The 16,248-nt window shown below is 59.1% G+C and carries 13 protein-coding genes and 1 tRNA gene; 11 read left to right on the top strand and 3 right to left on the bottom strand.

Annotation, left to right across the window (positions count from 1 at the left end; genetic code table 11):
- Window positions 1-120: 120 nt before the first annotated feature.
- Both PR018_RS05775 and ilvA read right to left on the bottom strand, forming a co-directional pair.
- Entirely contained in the window at window positions 121-453 is a 333-nt protein-coding gene (locus PR018_RS05775; RefSeq protein ID WP_142822448.1) for an HlyU family transcriptional regulator, read from the bottom strand.
- A 41-nt stretch (window positions 454-494) separates the two neighbouring features.
- On the bottom strand, window positions 495-1,745 hold the full coding sequence (ilvA, locus tag PR018_RS05770; protein WP_142822447.1) for a threonine ammonia-lyase IlvA: 1,251 nt from the start codon (window positions 1,743-1,745) through the stop codon (window positions 495-497).
- A 357-nt stretch (window positions 1,746-2,102) separates the two neighbouring features.
- Here ilvA and PR018_RS05765 point away from each other — a divergent pair, with 357 nt between their 5' ends.
- Both PR018_RS05765 and PR018_RS05760 read left to right on the top strand, forming a co-directional pair.
- Window positions 2,103-2,468 (top strand): VanZ family protein, encoded by a 366-nt coding sequence (locus PR018_RS05765; protein ID WP_224128470.1) that lies wholly within the window; start codon window positions 2,103-2,105, stop codon window positions 2,466-2,468.
- A 104-nt stretch (window positions 2,469-2,572) separates the two neighbouring features.
- A tRNA-Leu gene (locus PR018_RS05760) sits at window positions 2,573-2,657 on the top strand.
- 80 nt (window positions 2,658-2,737) lie between these two features.
- Here PR018_RS05760 and wrbA read toward each other — a convergent pair.
- A complete protein-coding gene (wrbA, locus tag PR018_RS05755; RefSeq protein WP_111220820.1) occupies window positions 2,738-3,334 on the bottom strand; it encodes an NAD(P)H:quinone oxidoreductase type IV in 597 nt (198 codons plus the stop codon).
- A gap of 292 nt (window positions 3,335-3,626) precedes the next feature.
- Here wrbA and PR018_RS05750 point away from each other — a divergent pair, with 292 nt between their 5' ends.
- From PR018_RS05750 to PR018_RS05710, 9 genes are all read left to right on the top strand, one after another.
- Complete coding sequence (locus tag PR018_RS05750) at window positions 3,627-4,397, top strand: competence/damage-inducible protein A (RefSeq protein ID WP_142822308.1); 771 nt, start codon at window positions 3,627-3,629, stop codon at window positions 4,395-4,397.
- 69 nt (window positions 4,398-4,466) lie between these two features.
- The gene (locus PR018_RS05745; protein ID WP_142822307.1) at window positions 4,467-5,306 is read left to right on the top strand and encodes a universal stress protein; all 840 of its coding nucleotides are present in this window, start codon (window positions 4,467-4,469) and stop codon (window positions 5,304-5,306) included.
- A gap of 217 nt (window positions 5,307-5,523) precedes the next feature.
- The gene (gpt, locus tag PR018_RS05740; protein ID WP_142822306.1) at window positions 5,524-6,021 is read left to right on the top strand and encodes a xanthine phosphoribosyltransferase; all 498 of its coding nucleotides are present in this window, start codon (window positions 5,524-5,526) and stop codon (window positions 6,019-6,021) included.
- 841 nt (window positions 6,022-6,862) lie between these two features.
- On the top strand, window positions 6,863-10,630 hold the full coding sequence (locus tag PR018_RS05735) for a vitamin B12-dependent ribonucleotide reductase (protein ID WP_142822305.1): 3,768 nt from the start codon (window positions 6,863-6,865) through the stop codon (window positions 10,628-10,630).
- Window positions 10,631-10,774: 144 nt separating this feature from the next.
- Entirely contained in the window at window positions 10,775-11,869 is a 1,095-nt protein-coding gene (locus tag PR018_RS05730) for a protein kinase domain-containing protein (RefSeq protein WP_161990920.1), read from the top strand.
- A gap of 112 nt (window positions 11,870-11,981) precedes the next feature.
- Window positions 11,982-13,484: a tetratricopeptide repeat protein gene (locus tag PR018_RS05725; protein WP_142822303.1), complete on the top strand. Its 1,503-nt coding sequence runs from the start codon at window positions 11,982-11,984 to the stop codon at window positions 13,482-13,484.
- 157 nt (window positions 13,485-13,641) lie between these two features.
- Window positions 13,642-14,148: a DUF992 domain-containing protein gene (locus PR018_RS05720; RefSeq protein WP_142822302.1), complete on the top strand. Its 507-nt coding sequence runs from the start codon at window positions 13,642-13,644 to the stop codon at window positions 14,146-14,148.
- A 179-nt stretch (window positions 14,149-14,327) separates the two neighbouring features.
- Window positions 14,328-14,960, top strand: coding sequence for an alpha/beta hydrolase family protein (locus PR018_RS05715; RefSeq protein WP_142823569.1), 633 nt, complete (start codon window positions 14,328-14,330; stop codon window positions 14,958-14,960).
- 153 nt (window positions 14,961-15,113) lie between these two features.
- Window positions 15,114-16,133: an Lnb N-terminal periplasmic domain-containing protein gene (locus tag PR018_RS05710; RefSeq protein WP_224128468.1), complete on the top strand. Its 1,020-nt coding sequence runs from the start codon at window positions 15,114-15,116 to the stop codon at window positions 16,131-16,133.
- The last annotated feature ends 115 nt before the right edge of the window (window positions 16,134-16,248 follow it).

Below are 16,248 nucleotides of genomic sequence, written 5' to 3'. Positions count from 1 at the left end.
TGTGGACGGAGCCGATCCCCGCCCGCTCCTGCGAACTTTTGTTAATAACGTAAAATATTGTTTTAGCAGATGACGGGCGAGCAAGTCCCTCATCCGCCACTGGTGAAATCGCGGATCGACTCAGACCTGGCGGCTAGGTTCGCCATCGGCAAACAGCGACGGGCCATGCTGGTCGATGATCTGCTGTGCCTTGCGGAAGGTGGTCTCGACCGCGTCATCGACGGAACTGAAGACGTCTGCGCGGATGAAGTTGCGCACCAGGATTTCGCCGTTCACCTGCTTTTCGATACGACCGGCCAGACGAAACTGGCTACCTTCCCGCTGGGGCACTGCGAAAATCTGGCAGTCCTGATAAGTCTGCGAGGCGGCTGGCGCCCCCGCCTTTGTGGCGTCGGCCTTGGGCCCGCCGGCACCGGTGAACATCGACAGGATGGTTGAGAAGAAGGACGCCATTGTTTGCCTCTTGGTTGACCGCAGCCTGAAAGCGCAGATAGTCATATGATCAGGTTTGCAAGGATCTCATTGTCGGTGATGTCTTCGTAGCCAAGTCCGGCATTCTCGAAATTCTGCCGTAGCACCGCGAAACTGTCCGCATTCTTCACCTCTATACCGATCAGGATAGAGCCGAAATTGCGAGCGCTCTTCTTCAGGTATTCGAAGCGGGCGATGTCGTCGTCAGGGCCAAGCAGATTGAGAAAGTCGCGCAGCGCGCCCGGCCGCTGGGCCAGCCGCAGAATAAAGTATTTCTTCAGGCCCGCATGGCGCATGGCGCGCTCCTTGACGTCGGGCAGCCGCTCGAAATCGAAGTTGCCACCGGACACGACGGCAACGATGGTCTTGCCACGGATGGCGTCGCGATCCATCGCCTCGAGTGCGGTGATTGCCAGCGCGCCCGCCGGTTCGAGCACGACGCCTTCGACATTCAGCATATCGATGATTGTCACGCAGATGGCGTTCTCCGGCATCAGCATCACCTGATCGGCGGGGAAAGCTCGCAATGCTTCAAAATTCAGATCGCCAATGCGGGCAACCGCCGCCCCGTCGACGAAATTATCGACCTTCGGCAATGTCATCAGGCTTCCAGCCTCTATCGAGCGACGAAGGCTGGGAGCGCCGGCCGGCTCGACAAATCGGAACGCCGACGGTGGCAGGACATCGCTGAAATAGCCCGTAATCCCGGCAGCCAGTCCGCCGCCGCCGACCGGCATGACGACCAGATCCGGCAGCACGCCGTCCGGCAATTGCGCCGCGATTTCGGCCGCCACCGTCGCCTGGCCTTCGATGATATCAGCATGGTCGAATGGCGGCACCATGAAGCCGTCATTGGCCGAAACGTAATCGCGCGCAGCCTGGTAGCACTGGTCGAAAAAGTCGCCGAAGAGTTTGATGGTGATGAATTCGCCGCCGAATATGCGGGTCTTCTCGATCTTCTGCTGCGGCGTCGTCACCGGCATGAAAACCACACCGGGCACGCCGAAGTGGCGGCACACGAAGGCGAACCCTTGCGCATGATTGCCGGCCGAGGCGCAGACGAAGACTTTCCCGGTACCGCCGGCTGCCATCTGCTTTCGGAAGAAGTTGAAGGCACCCCGGATCTTGTAGGAGCGCACCGGCGTCAGGTCTTCGCGCTTCAGCCAGATATCGGCACCGTAGCGGGCGGAGAGATGCTCGTTGAATTGCAGCGGCGTCGCGGGGAAAATCTCCCGCATGGCTTCCTGCGCGCTGTCGACATCCCGTGTGTTCAAAGTCTGAACGTCCTTCGTTGTTTCAAGCGTCTGGCTATGACACAGGCCGGCTGTCGAGATAAAGTCTCTTTGTTCGTCCGAGGCCAGGCAATGTCCGATTTTTCAGCGATGAGGCGCTCTTATACTGCCCTTCCGAAAGAATCGTCGCGGACGACAAGGCTCAACCCCTCATTTCTTTGGATTGACATCTACTCGCGCGGTGCACTCTATACGGCAAGCCATCATGATGATGGTTAGAGGCCCGCTACGCGCCTGGTGTATCCGGGTTGGCGGGCTTCGTCTTTTTTAGACCGCCCCTTTTGGCGTGTGGATGCCAAGCCTTTATTCCGCCGTGAGCCTGCCTATTATGACGGTATGATGACACGAATCCTCCTGAAGGGCGCGGCATGGTTCGTGCTCGCCTTTATTCTCTTCTCCACTGTTTCGCCGATTGACCTCAGGCCGCATACGCTGACGACGGTCAATATCGACCGAGCCGGCGCCTATGCGCTTGCCGGTCTTGTTTTCGTGCTGGCCTACCCACGCCACTGGAAATCGATCGGAGTTCTTCTGGTCGCAGGCGCACTCGGCTTCGAGTTCCTGCAGGAGTTTTCGCCAACCCGCCATGCGCGGTTGCACGACGCCATCGTCAAGGGCGGCGGAGCGATTGCCGGCGTGGCGATGGGCTACGCCTTCAACCGCATCCGGGCGCGATGGACTCCGGACCTCCTGGTCGCCGGCTGAGGAGGCGTCCGGGAGGAGAAGGCGAGCCAGTAGCTTCTCCTGCGTACCGATATCCGAGATCACCGGGTTGACGGAATCGTCAAACTCGTTGATTTGAAAGGCAGGCGGACGTGGCGAAACTGGTAGACGCAAGGGACTTAAAATCCCTCGGCCTTGGCTGTACGGGTTCGACCCCCGTCGTCCGCACCATATGATCTTTCAACGCATCTGTATTTCACGCGAAAAGCGCGACCTTACGGCCGCGCTTTCCAATCATTCACGAGTGAAAATTAGGCGAGCTTGGCAGCAATCTTTGCCACGTGGGCGCCCTGGAATCTTGCGCCTTCGAGTTCGATTTCAGACGGCATGCGCGAGCCGTCGCCGTTGGTGATCGTCGTTGCGCCGTAAGGCGAGCCGCCCTTGACTTCTTCGGTGCCGAGCTGGCCGGCGAAGCTGTAGGGAAGGCCGACGACAGCCATGCCGTGATGCAGGAACGTCGGCAGGAAGCCGAGAATGGTGGACTCCTGTCCGCCGTGCTGGCTGGCAGACGATGTGAAGGCCGAGCCGACCTTGCCGACCAGCTTGCCGCCAAACCACAGGCCGCCTGTCTGATCCCAGAAGTTGCGCATCTGCGAAGCGACGGTGCCGAAGCGGGTGCCGGCGCCAACGATGATAGCGTCGTATTCGGCAAGTTCATCCGCAGTGGCGATCGGTGCTGCCTGGTCCATCTTGTAGTGCGATGCCTTGGCGACTTCGTCTGACACCAGCTCCGGCACGCGCTTGACGACAACTTCGGCACCGGCCGACTTTGCGCCTTCGGCAACGGCGTAAGCCATCGCTTCGATGTGACCGTATGTGGAATGATATAGAACCAGGACCTTGGCCATTTTCTTCTCTTCCTTTGCTGGGAGTGTTGACGGCGCCGCAGACGGCGAACCGGAGAGAATGCGTTTGATGAATTCGAACAGCATATTTCGTGCCTCGCAGCATCCTTGTGCTGATGATCGACAGTTAGCCCAACGGCGGGCTCCGTTCCAGATAGGGTGCCAGATACGGACTGTTCATTTATATTGAACGATTTTCCTTTGCGTTCATTTTTTGCGATTGAATCCGGGTCTTCCCGACGGCGCGTTTTGCTGTAAGTTTCGCCGGAACCGTTGAGAGAAGGCAAAGACTGTTATGACAGACCAAATCATCACCGCCGCGATGCTCGCCATCGGCGACGAGCTTTTGTCCGGCCGGACAAAAGACAAGAATATCGGCCACCTCGCCGACATCCTGCTGCTCTCGGGCATCGACCTCAAGGAGGTTCGCATCGTCGCAGACGAGGAAGACGCGATCGTTGCGGCATTGAATGCGCTGCGCGGCACCTACGACTACGTTTTCACCTCCGGCGGCATCGGCCCGACCCACGACGACATCACCGCCGATGCTATTTCCAAGGCCTTTGGCGTTCCCTGCGAGCACGATGCCGAAGCCATGAAGCTGATGGCTGCCATGTACGAGCGCCGCGACATGCCGTTCACCGAGGCCCGCCAGCGCATGGCGCGCATGCCCGTCGGCGCAACCCATATCGCCAACCCGGTCTCGACCGCACCCGGCTTTACCATTGGCAACGTGCATGTGATGGCCGGCGTGCCGCAGGTGTTCCAGGCCATGCTGGACAATGTCATTCCGACCCTGCGCACGGGCACGCCGATGCTGTCGACGGCGGTTGCCTGTCCGTTCGGCGAGGGCGATATCGGCACACCGCTCGGCGCTATCCAGAAGGCTCATCCGGAAACGAGCATTGGCTCCTATCCGCGTTATCTCGGCCAGAGTTTCTCGACCGAGATCGTCGTGCGGGCGCGCACCGAGGCGGCGATGCAGGCTGCTGCCGAGGAAGTACGACAGATGATCGAGACCATCCGCAAGGCAAAGGTCGAGGAAAACCATTCGGCAGAGGCTTAGGGCGCGCTTCGTCCGGCGGCTTAAATCGCCACCTGACGGCGACGTCCATTCATGACCCAAGGAGATCTCATGGCCTTTAGAACCATCGTCACCATTCTGGACGTGCCGCAAAGTGCCGGCATCGCCTCCGATATTGCGTTCTCGCTGGCGGCTGGAAACAACAGCCATGTCATCGGCCTTCACGCCGAGATCGTTTCGCCGGTACCGATGGTGGCACCGATGGAGATCCCGGACCCGATCGCCGTACAGGCGCTGCAGGACATGGCCCGTAGCGAGGCATTGACTATCGAGCAGCTGTTTCATGCCAAGGCAACGGCCAGCGGCGGGTCGTTCGAATGGCGCAGCTTTGCCAGTTCGGCCGGCTATGATTCGCAGCCCATCATCGAAACGGCCCGCAGCGCCGACCTGATCATCGCGGTCCAGCCGGACCCGGCCCATCCTTCCGACGGACATGTCGACGTGGAAAGCTTCCTGTTCGAAAGCGGCCGCCCGGTGCTGATGGTACCCTATATCCTCAAGGCTCCGAACCCGATCAGGCGCGTGCTGATCGCCTGGAACGGCTCGAAGGAAGCAGCCCGCGCCACCTTCGATGCGATGCCCTTCCTGGAAGCTGCGGACTCTGTCGAGATCCTCTCAATCGATCCGGCCGACAACCGCAACAACGCGCCTGTAACCGGTGCCGATATTTCGGCAGCGCTTGTGCGGCGGGGGATAAAGGCGACGCTGACGACAACGGAAAGCGCTGACAAGTCTGCGTCGCAGATCATCGAGAAGCGGCTGGCGGATGACAGCATCGACCTGCTGGTGATGGGCGCATATACCCAATCGCGACTGTGGGAGATGCTGTTCGGCGGGACGACCAAGACCATGCTGAAATCGATGACGGCGCTGACCCTGCTGTCGCGCTGAGGCCGATACCGCCTGCTCTTGCGTTTTGGCGGCAAATCCCGCTAATAACGACGACCAAAAGCAGAAATCCCCTTCGGGACCTTTTTCGCGCAGTCGCTTTCGCTGCGCGAATTGCGTTTCGGGACCGGGCCTCGCCCGGCGGTGACGGAAACTCTGCCTGCGGTCGTCGGTGATCCCCGGCGCGTCGTCATCCCCGTGCCTGCCGGAGCCAAGATCCATGTCCCTCCCCGATAAAGCCTTTCCCGTTTCCTGGGACCAGTTTCACCGCGATGCAAGGGCGCTCGCCTGGCGGCTTGCCGGCCTCGACCGTGAGTTCCACGCCATCGTCTGCATTACGCGCGGCGGCCTCGTGCCGGCGGCCATCATTTCACGAGAACTCAACATCCGGTTGATCGAGACGGTCTGCATCGCGTCGTACCACGATTACGTCACCCAGGGTGAAATGGCCGTGCTGAAGGGCATCACGCCGGCGCTGCTGGAAAAAGGCGGCGAAGGCGTGCTTGTCGTCGATGACCTGACCGATACCGGCAAAACGGCCGCAGAGGTCCGCGCCATGCTGCCGAACGCGCATTTCGCATGTGTCTATGCCAAGCCCAAGGGCGTTCCGGTGATTGACACCTTCATCACCGAGGTCAGCCAGGATACCTGGATCTATTTTCCCTGGGACATGGGTTTCAGCTACCAGGAGCCGATCGCCAAGGGCACGCGCGGCTGATCTCGCAAGGCCGGCTCCCGCGCAACCGGCCACGTCGCGCCTCGTGCGTCGCCGTCTCGCAAGTCTGTGAACGGCTATCGACGTTCCCGAACCCGGACGTCGCCCGCGAATCAAGCCGCCGGAACGATTGCCCGGCGGCTGAATGTCCTGTGCCGCCCCGTCGCCTTCCCTTGCTCACGCGACCGATGATGGCGACACCTTCAAGCCTCGGCAATTGTTGGCATTTTGGGACGCGAATCGCTGCCACTTCTGGCCCTTGGCACGTTACCGAGTGACCTTTCTGCAACGAAGGAAATCTTGTCGTTTTTTCGGCCTATATGGCAGGCGGCGGAACCGCTTATCGATAGCCGGATAGCAAGGTCGCCGCGCAAGCGTCTGACTTTACGGGGCTTTCTCGTTTCCCCCAGTTTCCACAGGCTCACCCACAAGATATTGTGGTTAGCCGAACATTAAAAACCAGCACTTGACGACCCGGCTCGTTTCAAACTTAATGAGACCACGTTACGGCGGTGACGGACCGGATATTGTAACGAGGCCGGTTCCTTTTCAAAAATCGAGTTTCAAATCGCGCTGGACGCCCATGACAGGCGTCTTCTCGAGGGCAGTTCCGATGATTGCGAAAAGCGCTGCTGTGCAACACACGGGACTGGATAAATTGTCTGTTTAATACTATATTTAGTGTTTGCAGCCACAATCTCCACAAGATACAGAAGCGCATCTCCGGATGACGACTCCTGTACGAGACGGGATGAACACTGGCGGCGCGATGAAACGCGATGCCGGAAGACCATATTCGCGCCCCCGTTCAAGGTTGGGCGCACCCCAAAAGAGGTAGACCCAGATGCGCATCGAAAGACGTTTCACCAAGCCCGGTCAGAGTGCTTACGCGGAGGTCGAATTCCGCAAGGCAATCAGCGAAATCAAGAATCCGGACGGGTCGATCGTCTTCCGCCTCGAGAACATCGATGTGCCTGCCCAGTTCAGCCAGGTCGCTGCCGATATCCTGGCACAGAAGTATTTCCGCAAGGCCGGCGTGCCCACTCGCCTGAAGAAGGTCGAGGAAAACGATGTTCCTTCCTTTCTCTGGCGCTCTGTTCCCGATGAGGCGGCCCTGAAGGCGCTGCCGAAGGACGAACAGACCGGTTCCGAAATCGACGCCCGCCAGGTCTTCGATCGCCTTGCCGGCACCTGGACTTACTGGGGCTGGAAGGGCGGCTATTTCTCGTCGGAAGACGATGCACTCGCCTTCCGCGACGAGCTCGCCTACATGCTCGCCACTCAGCGCGTCGCACCGAATTCGCCACAGTGGTTCAACACCGGCATGCACTGGGCCTATGGCATTGATGGCCCCGGCCAGGGTCACTATTACGTCGACCCCTTCACCGCCAAGCTCACCAAGTCGAAGTCGGCCTATGAGCATCCGCAGCCGCATGCCTGCTTCATCCAGTCGGTCGAGGACGATCTCGTCAACGAAGGCGGCATCATGGACCTCTGGGTTCGCGAAGCCCGTCTGTTCAAGTACGGCTCCGGCACCGGCTCCAACTTCTCCTATCTGCGCGGCGAAGGCGAAAAACTGTCGGGCGGCGGACGTTCGTCGGGCCTGATGTCGTTCCTCAAGATCGGTGACCGGGCTGCCGGCGCCATCAAGTCTGGCGGCACGACGCGCCGTGCGGCAAAGATGGTGGTGGTCGACATCGACCATCCCGATATCGAGGAATACATCAACTGGAAGGTCAAGGAAGAGCAGAAGGTCGCTGCCCTCGTCACCGGCTCGAAGGTCGTTGCCCGGCACCTGACGGCGATCATGAAGGCCTGCCTCGAAGGCGGCAAGGACGACCCGTTCGACCCGATGAAGAACGTCGCGTTGAAGCGCCAGATCCGCGCTGCCAAGCAGGACCAGGTGCCGGAAAACTATGTCCAGCGCGTCATCCAGTTTGCGCGCCAGGGCTATACCGACCTGAAGTTCAAGACCTACGACACAGACTGGGATTCTGAAGCCTATCTCACGGTTTCCGGCCAGAATTCCAACAACTCGGTTTCCATCAAGGACGACTTCCTGCGCGCCGTCGAACAGGATGGCGACTGGAACCTGACCGCCCGCAAGGACGGCCGCGTGATGAAGACGCTGAAGGCCCGCGACCTGTGGGAAACGATTTCCTACGCCGCATGGGCGTCTGCCGATCCGGGCCTGCATTTCAACACGACAATGAACGACTGGCACACCTCGCCGGCTGAAGGCCCGATCCGCGCCTCCAATCCGTGCTCGGAATACATGTTCCTCGACGACACCGCCTGCAACCTCGCCTCGCTGAACCTGCTGCAGTTCAAGGACGCCACCACCAAGCGCATCGACATCGCCGATTACGAACATGCCGTCCGCCTGTGGACCGTCGTGCTCGAAATCTCGGTCATGATGGCGCAGTTCCCGTCCCGCCAGATCGCCGAGCGCTCCTACCAGTACCGCACCATCGGCCTCGGCTACGCCAACATCGGCGGCCTGCTGATGTCGTCGGGCATTCCCTATGACAGCGACGACGCGCGTGCCATTGCCGGCTCGCTGACGGCTATCATGACCGGCGTCTCCTATGCCACCTCGGCGGAAATGGCTTCCGAGCTCGGGCCGTTCCCGATGTTCAAGCCGAACCGCGAATCGATGCTGCGCGTCATCCGCAACCATCGCCGCGCTGCCTATGGCGAGACAACGGGCTATGAAGGCCTGTCGATCAACCCGGTCGCCCTCATCCACTCCGAAAACCCTGATCAGGATCTGGTCGTCCATGCCAAGGCTGCCTGGGACAAGGCGCTGGCGCTCGGCGAACAGCACGGTTACCGCAATGCCCAGGCGACCGTCATCGCACCGACAGGCACCATCGGTCTGGTCATGGATTGCGACACGACCGGCATCGAGCCGGACTTTGCACTGGTGAAATTCAAGAAGCTCGCCGGTGGCGGCTACTTCAAAATCATCAACCGCGCCGTACCGGAAGCGCTGCGGGCGCTCGGCTATTCCGAGAGCCAGCTGGCCGAGATGGAAGCCTATGCCGTCGGCCATGGCAACCTGAACCAGGCACCGGCCGTCAACCCCGGTAGCTTGCGCGCCAAGGGCTTTACCGACGACAAGATCGAAGCCGTCAACGGCGCGCTGAAATCTGCGTTCGACATCAAGTTCGTGTTTAACCAGTGGACGCTGGGTGCCGACTTCATGCGCGACACGCTGGGCGTCACCGACGCGCAGATGGCCGACATGGGCTTCAATCTGCTCGACCACCTCGGCTACTCCAAGAAGGAGATCGAGGCTGCCAACATCCACATCTGCGGGGCGATGACGCTGGAAGGCGCGCCGTTCCTCAAGGACGAGCACCTGGCCGTGTTCGATTGCGCCAATGCCTGCGGCAAGATCGGCAAGCGCTACCTGTCGGTCGACAGCCACATCCGGATGATGGCGGCCGCACAACCCTTCATCTCGGGCGCCATCTCGAAGACCATCAACATGGCCAACGACGCGACCGTCGAGGATTGCAAGAACGCCTACATGCTGTCCTGGAAGCTCGGCCTGAAGGCCAACGCGCTCTATCGCGACGGCTCCAAGCTTTCGCAGCCGCTGAATGCATCGCTGATCGACGACGACGACAACGAGGATGCGCTGGAGGAACTGCTGCAGCAGCCGGCAGCGGCACAGGCCGTCACCATCACCGAGAAGATCATCGAACGGGTGATCGAGCGCGTCAGCCGCGAGCAGGAAAAGCTGCCCGGCCGCCGCAAGGGCTACACACAGAAGGCCAAGATCGGCGGTCATACGCTGTTCCTGCGCACCGGCGAATACGACGACGGCCGCCTTGGCGAAATCTTCCTCGACATGAACAAGGAAGGCTCGGCCCTGCGCGCGCTGATCAACAACTTCGCCATCTCGGTGTCGCTCGGCCTGCAATACGGCGTGCCGCTCGAGGAATATGTCGACGCCTTCACCTTCACCAAGTTCGAGCCGGCCGGCATCGTCCAGGGCAACGACGCCATCAAGAACGCCACGTCGATCCTCGACTATGTGTTCCGCGAACTCGCCGTCTCCTATCTCGGCCGTCATGACCTCGCCCATGTCGACACTTCGGACTTCAACAACACCTCGCTCGGTCGCGGTGTGTCGGAAGGCAAGGCGGATGTCGTCTCGAAGGGTTTGACGCGTGGTTACAAGCCGACGCTGGTCGGCAAGACCAACGAGCCGAAGGGGGCTGCCACCGCCGCCCCTGCCAAGGCATCGTCCGGCGGCGCCACGATCACGGCGTTCTCAGGCAGCGCGGTGCGCAAGCTCGAAACGATCGCCGCGATCTCGACATCAGAAGTCGTCTCCTTCAAGCGCGAATACGACGAACGCGCCAAGGAGCTGGCTGAAGAAATGGCGGAAGAAAACACTGCCTTGTTCTCGGACGAAGCAGCCGATGCAGCGGCAACGGCGAAGGCCGATGCCAAGAAGCTGGAAGCCGAACGCCGCACCCGCTCGATCATGCAGGGCTACACCGGTAGCATGTGCGGCGAATGCCAGAACTTCACCATGGTCCGCAATGGCACCTGCGAGAAGTGCGACACCTGCGGCGCGACTAGCGGTTGCTCTTGATTGGAGGAGTGGCTGGGCATCGTTTCCTAGGCTGTCAGTGATTATGTCGTACAGCCCGGAAACTGCGAGCTAAAACGTCCGGCGTTAATGAGGATTTCGGGTTGGCTAGAACCGCTGCGAGCGTGGGAAACGGTGGAGTTACAGATGACAATTGAACACCTTGCAGGTGCGTGGAAACTCCTAGGCGTGCAGTTACCTAATGGATGGAAGGTTGTAGAAACGGTCGGATGGGATCCTTTAACTGGTCTTGGTAGCGATGCATATAATGGCACCGGCGGCAATTTCTCTGTACCTTACATTGTTGAGAAAGATGGGCGGCGCGCTTTCTTGAAGGCCATAGACCTTACCTCCGCTATGCGATCGGTAGACGTTTTAGAGGAACTCCGGCAAATAACGTCTGCCCATAGTTTCGAAGCGCGGATTTTAAAAATCTGCGAGGGTGAAAGGATGGACCGCGTCGTGGTCGCGCTCGAAAGCGGGCAGGTTTCAATTGGCACCAACTTGCAAGACACCGCGCCTTACCTGATTTTCGAACTGGCAAACGGCGATGTAAGACGACGGGTCCAGAAAGTGAACGACGCACATCGCCTATCTTGGTGGCTCCATGCGATGCACCAAATTGCGGTAGGCGTCCAGCAACTTCACTCTCGGCGGATAGCGCATCAAGATTTGAAACCATCTAACGTGCTGGCGTTTGGCGATAAGCGAGACTTCCGAGTGGCAGACCTAGGCCGCGCGATCTGCGATGGCACGGCCGGTCCATACGATGAGCTTATTTTCTCGGGGGATTTTGGCTACGCTCCTCCTGAAATCCTCTACACACAGATCGACCCAGATTTTGCCATGCGACGCTTGGGATGCGATCTTTACCTACTGGGTAGCATGATATTTTTCTTCGCGACCGGCTTCGGTTGCACCCAGCAGCTCGTCTCGCGGTTGGCTCCTTCTGAGAAGCCGCAGACTATTCGCGGGACCTGGATGGGCAGCTATGTATCCGCACTTCCAATAATTCAGCATCACTTCACTGATCTTCTCGCTGAACTGCACAGCTCCCTTGATCCGTCAGTTGCTGAGGATCTTACAAAGGCCGCATCTGAGTTGTGCAATCCCGATCCTGTCTTCCGCGGCCATCCACTGAATAGGGTCGCGGCAAGCAATCGCTTTTCTCTTGAGCGTTATGTCGCTGTCTTTGACCGACTTGCAAAGCGCGCCGATGTGGCACAACGGATGGCCAGTTAAAGTGATCGATAATGACGACCAGTCAGATCGGCAAACTATACCTCGTTGGCTCTCCATCAAGCAATCTCGTCTACTCGGGGAACTTGGATCAGCGACACGAGAGTCCTCAACATTGCGTAGCAACCTTGTAAGGGATGCAACACACTTCCTTGATGCTGAGTTTATGAGGGCTGCTGACAGATGGATTGCGAGTAGCTCGCCAGAGGATGCAGAGGAGCTTATTGGCCTCGCGTTACTTTCCGATCGTCTTGACGATCCTAGAGCCGAGCGCGCGGCGGTGTCGTTGATCGAGCAAGATTTTTATGATGACGCTAGACTGAGTTTCGTGCGTCGCGTACTGGCTCGGGGCACCGGAGATGATAAGAATCTTCCATTTGAAGAGGCTCAGATTAGAGTAGAAATAGCTACGCGAAAACGACTACTTGAATTAAATCCACGTGATGCGTTACGATTAGCTGAATCTGCGCTGTTGTATGCAAGCATAGGGCAGGTTTCCCCTGCTCGATCTTTGCTTAAAAAGGCATTAATACTTCGTCCGGATGATCGCTACGTACTTCGTGCGTCTACTCGCTTCTTTATGCATATGGGTAAGCCTGACGAGGCTCAAAATATTCTTATGAAGTCACCCTTAACGCTCTCTGATCCGTGGCTTCGGTCAGCGCTCTTCGCCGTTCAGGCTGCATTTGGATGCGATCCAACAGGTTGGCGCAAGGCAAAATTTATCCTTGGAGATGCAAATTTCTCATCGAGGGATTTGTCCGAGCTAGCTGTCCAGATGGGAAGCATGGAATACGACGCCGGATCCCGAAAACAAGCTATTCGCATGCTTCGGCAAGGTTCTCTAAGCCCTACCGAAAACGCTATCGCGCAAATTGGATGGGTAGCTCGGCACAAGACCGATTTCAAAAATGCAGAAGTTACCGTAGATGTCTCACTTTCTCATGAGGCGTCGGCCTACATGGCATACGAGAACTCAGACTGGGAAAATGCAATATTTGAGTGTTCAGCTTGGCGGAAAGTCGAGCCGTTTAGCGTACGTCCAGCGATCTTAGCTACGTTCATCGGTTGCGTTTCCATGGAAGCGCTGGAAGGGGCCGCAATGATCGGTGCCTACGGACTACTTGCAAACCCCAAAAATAAGACCCTCCTCAATAACCAAGCTGCAGTTAAAGCACTGCAGGGCAAGTTCGATGATGCACGTCAACTCATTAGCAGGGCACATGCAGCGCAAGGCGATAGCGAAGACGAGATCATCCTATTAGCCACCGACGGCCTCATAGATTTCCGTGAAGGACACCACTCATCCGGAGTTGAAAGATATTTGGCAGCAATTGATAATGCAATCGACGCAAAAAACCACAGTCTAGCGTTTCGCGCTGTTTGCTATTTTACCAGAGAAATTGCGAGATTGGACAGTGAGCAAGGAGCTTCTCTGTTGTCAAAAATAGACGACACTATCAAACAAGCAACACAGCGAGGGCTGACTGTGCCCAAAGATATTGGCGTTATGCGGGAGCAGATAGCAATGAGTGTTAAGATCGCGAATCTGAAAACACTGGCTCTTGCTTCCGTCCAATCACTTAAGTGGGACGATTTTATTGGCGATGCGAATTAAACAGCGATGAAGACTGGTCGTTCGGCATGGGGCGGGCGCAGTTCGTGACGGGTGAGCTGGCCGGCTAGACCAGAGACGCCAGCCTCTGACCACGCAAACGATTGAACCTTCTTCGATCTGCTGCGTTCTTGGGGCATCAATCACTGAGGACCTACGCATGAAAAATCTTGTCATCATCGCCGCCACTGCCGCCGTTGCATTCGCCTCCGTTGCGGATGCTGCGCCAAGGCACAAGGGCACCGGCGTTGTCGCCACCCAGCCGAAGGAGCGGCTTGGCACGCTTTCCTGCACGGTCGCCGGTGGCGTCGGCATGATTCTCGGATCGAGCAAGGCTGTCAGCTGTGAATTCAAGCAGCGCAATGGCAAGGCCGAACACTATGTCGGCTCGATCGGCAAGCTCGGCATCGATATTGGCGTTACCGGCAAGGCGTACCTGAGCTGGCTCGTCTACAACGTCAACCCGACCCGCACCGGTGAAGGCGCACTGGCCGGCAACTATGTCGGCGCTTCCGCAGGCGCCTCGGTCGGCATCGGCCTCGGCGCGAACGCGCTGGTAGGCGGCTCTTCCAAGAACTTCGGCCTGCAGCCGCTTAGCGGCGAAACCAGTACCGGCCTGAATGTTGCAGCCGGCGTCGCCCAGCTCAAACTCCGTCTCGCCAAGTAATATCAACGCGCTGTCCGGAGCCGATGCACGGCTTCTAGCGGCTGGTTCACGAAGGCCTTCGCTTTTCGAGCGGGGGCCTTTTTCTTGGTAGTGGACACGAAACCCCTGCCTACCGTAAGGCGTATCGTCCCCCTAATCAGCCGAGGTGCACCGTGACGTCAGTTCTCATCCCGGACTTCATGCTATCCGGCGCCTCCGACGCCCCCTACACCATACTTCTCGCCCACGGTGCCGGCGGACCGATGGATTCGGGCTCGATGTCGGCGGCATCAGATGCGTTGGCTACAGCCGGCTTCAGGGTCGCCCGCTTCGAATTCGCCTACATGGCAGCCCGACGGATGTCAGGCGTGCGCAGGCCACCGCCGAAGGCAGAGATGCTGATGCAGGAATATCGCGCGGCGGCGACGGCACTCGGGGCTCAGGGTCCGCTGATCATCGGCGGGAAATCGATGGGTGGACGGGTCGCCAGTATGATCGCCGACGAACTCCATGACGACAAGGCGATCATCGGCCTCCTCTGCCTCGGCTACCCCTTCCACCCGCCGGGCAAGCCGGACAACCTGCGGACTGCTCATCTGCGGCAGTTGCGGACGCCGACGTTGATCTGCCAGGGGACGCGCGATCTTCTGGGCAGCCGCAACGAGGTTTTGCACTATGACCTGTCGGACAGCATCGAGTTGCTCTGGCTCGAAGACGGCGATCACGACCTGAAACCGCGCAAGACGATTTCCGGCCATTCCGCTGCAGAACATCTGGCGACGATGGCCAAGGCTGCGATGCAATGGGCGCAATCCGCAGCAAGCTTGCAATAGCGACCTCCGGCGCCCGTCGAATTCGCCCTGTCGGAACCAAGTGGCCGGATTAATATGGCCGGTGGCGATATCTTCCTGCGCACCCTGTTGCCGAACTCCACATCGGCGCCACTTTCCTCAGCAAAAACCCCATCGGTAGCGAGGAATAAACCGTTGAAGACTATCGGCCGCGCCCTGCTTTTGTTCGGGCTTATCCTGCTCGTCGTCGCCGTCGCAGCATGGGCGTCGCTGGCCCTCTGGTATCGTCTACCCTTGCCAGAGGTATGGCGCGCCGTCTGTGCCGGTATCTTTGCCTTGGGCGGGCTTGCTACGGTCGTTGGCCTGTTCGGCCGCAGACGAGCCTCATGTCTTTCGGCATTCGCGGTCGCCTCCGTGCTTGTTATTGCCTGCTGGACAACGATCACGCCCCCGTCCACCGCAGACTGGGCGCCCGATGTGGCGCGTCAGGTTACGGGCAGGATCGAGGGTAACCAGCTTACGCTCAGCGATGTGCGGGCGTTCGACTGGCGGAGCGACACAGATTTCACCCCGCACTGGGAGAGCAGAAGCTACGATCTCGGCACGGTCAGGACGGTCGACCTGTTCATGTCCTACTGGTCGGGGCCGCTGATGGCCCACATGATCGTCAGCTTCGGGTTTGCCGACGGGCGGCAACTGGCTTGGTCGATCGAGGTCAGGCGCCGAAAGGGCGGAGCTTTCTCTCCGATCGCCGACCTGTTCAAGAGCAATCCACTTGTGATCATCGCCGCCGACGAGCGCGACGTGGTCGGCGTGCGCTCGAACGTGCGCGGCGAGGACGTGCAGCTCTATCGGATGAATATCTCCCCGGCCGGAGCACGGGCACTGCTGCTGGCCTATGTGGCCGACGCCAACGCGCTTGCCGAAAAGCCGAAATTCTACAACTCGCTGACGACCAACTGCACCACGGCAGTTATCCAGATGGTGCGGGCTGTGGGCGACGCCCTGCCCTTCGACTGGCGGCTCATCGTCAACGGTTATGTCCCGGATTATGCCTACGACCAGAAGGCTCTCGATACGCGTTTGCCGCTCGAAGAACTGAAGCGACTGTCGCATATCGACGACAAGGCCAAGGCCGACGGGCTGTCGCCCGCGTTCTCCGCCCACATCCGGGAGGGCGTGCCTGCGCCGTTGCCGCCCGACCAGACCCCGTGAGACTGGATTGTCCCTGGTGGCACACCGCAGGCCTCGTGAGCGCCTTCAAGTCCTGAATCACGTACCTCTCAGTCTGAATCCGCAAAGTCGGCTAACCATCGGCACCTGCTGTATT

It is taken from the genome of Rhizobium rhododendri, from assembly GCF_007000325.2.
Classification (GTDB): Bacteria; Pseudomonadota; Alphaproteobacteria; order Rhizobiales; family Rhizobiaceae; genus Rhizobium; species Rhizobium rhododendri.
The sequence above is the reverse complement of the archived record's forward strand: the minus strand, read 5'-3'. Positions and strand labels throughout refer to the sequence as shown.

Coding starts and splice junctions, on each gene's coding strand:
- PR018_RS05765 (WP_224128470.1), top strand. CDS start 2,103: ATGACACGAATCCTCCTGAAGGGCGCGGCATGGTTCGTGCTCGCCTTT.
- PR018_RS05735 (WP_142822305.1), top strand. CDS start 6,863: ATGCGCATCGAAAGACGTTTCACCAAGCCCGGTCAGAGTGCTTACGCG.
- PR018_RS05750 (WP_142822308.1), top strand. CDS start 3,627: ATGACAGACCAAATCATCACCGCCGCGATGCTCGCCATCGGCGACGAG.
- PR018_RS05745 (WP_142822307.1), top strand. CDS start 4,467: ATGGCCTTTAGAACCATCGTCACCATTCTGGACGTGCCGCAAAGTGCC.
- PR018_RS05775 (WP_142822448.1), bottom strand. CDS start 453: ATGGCGTCCTTCTTCTCAACCATCCTGTCGATGTTCACCGGTGCCGGC.
- PR018_RS05715 (WP_142823569.1), top strand. CDS start 14,328: ATGCTATCCGGCGCCTCCGACGCCCCCTACACCATACTTCTCGCCCAC.
- PR018_RS05730 (WP_161990920.1), top strand. CDS start 10,775: ATGACAATTGAACACCTTGCAGGTGCGTGGAAACTCCTAGGCGTGCAG.
- gpt (WP_142822306.1), top strand. CDS start 5,524: ATGTCCCTCCCCGATAAAGCCTTTCCCGTTTCCTGGGACCAGTTTCAC.
- wrbA (WP_111220820.1), bottom strand. CDS start 3,334: ATGGCCAAGGTCCTGGTTCTATATCATTCCACATACGGTCACATCGAA.
- PR018_RS05720 (WP_142822302.1), top strand. CDS start 13,642: ATGAAAAATCTTGTCATCATCGCCGCCACTGCCGCCGTTGCATTCGCC.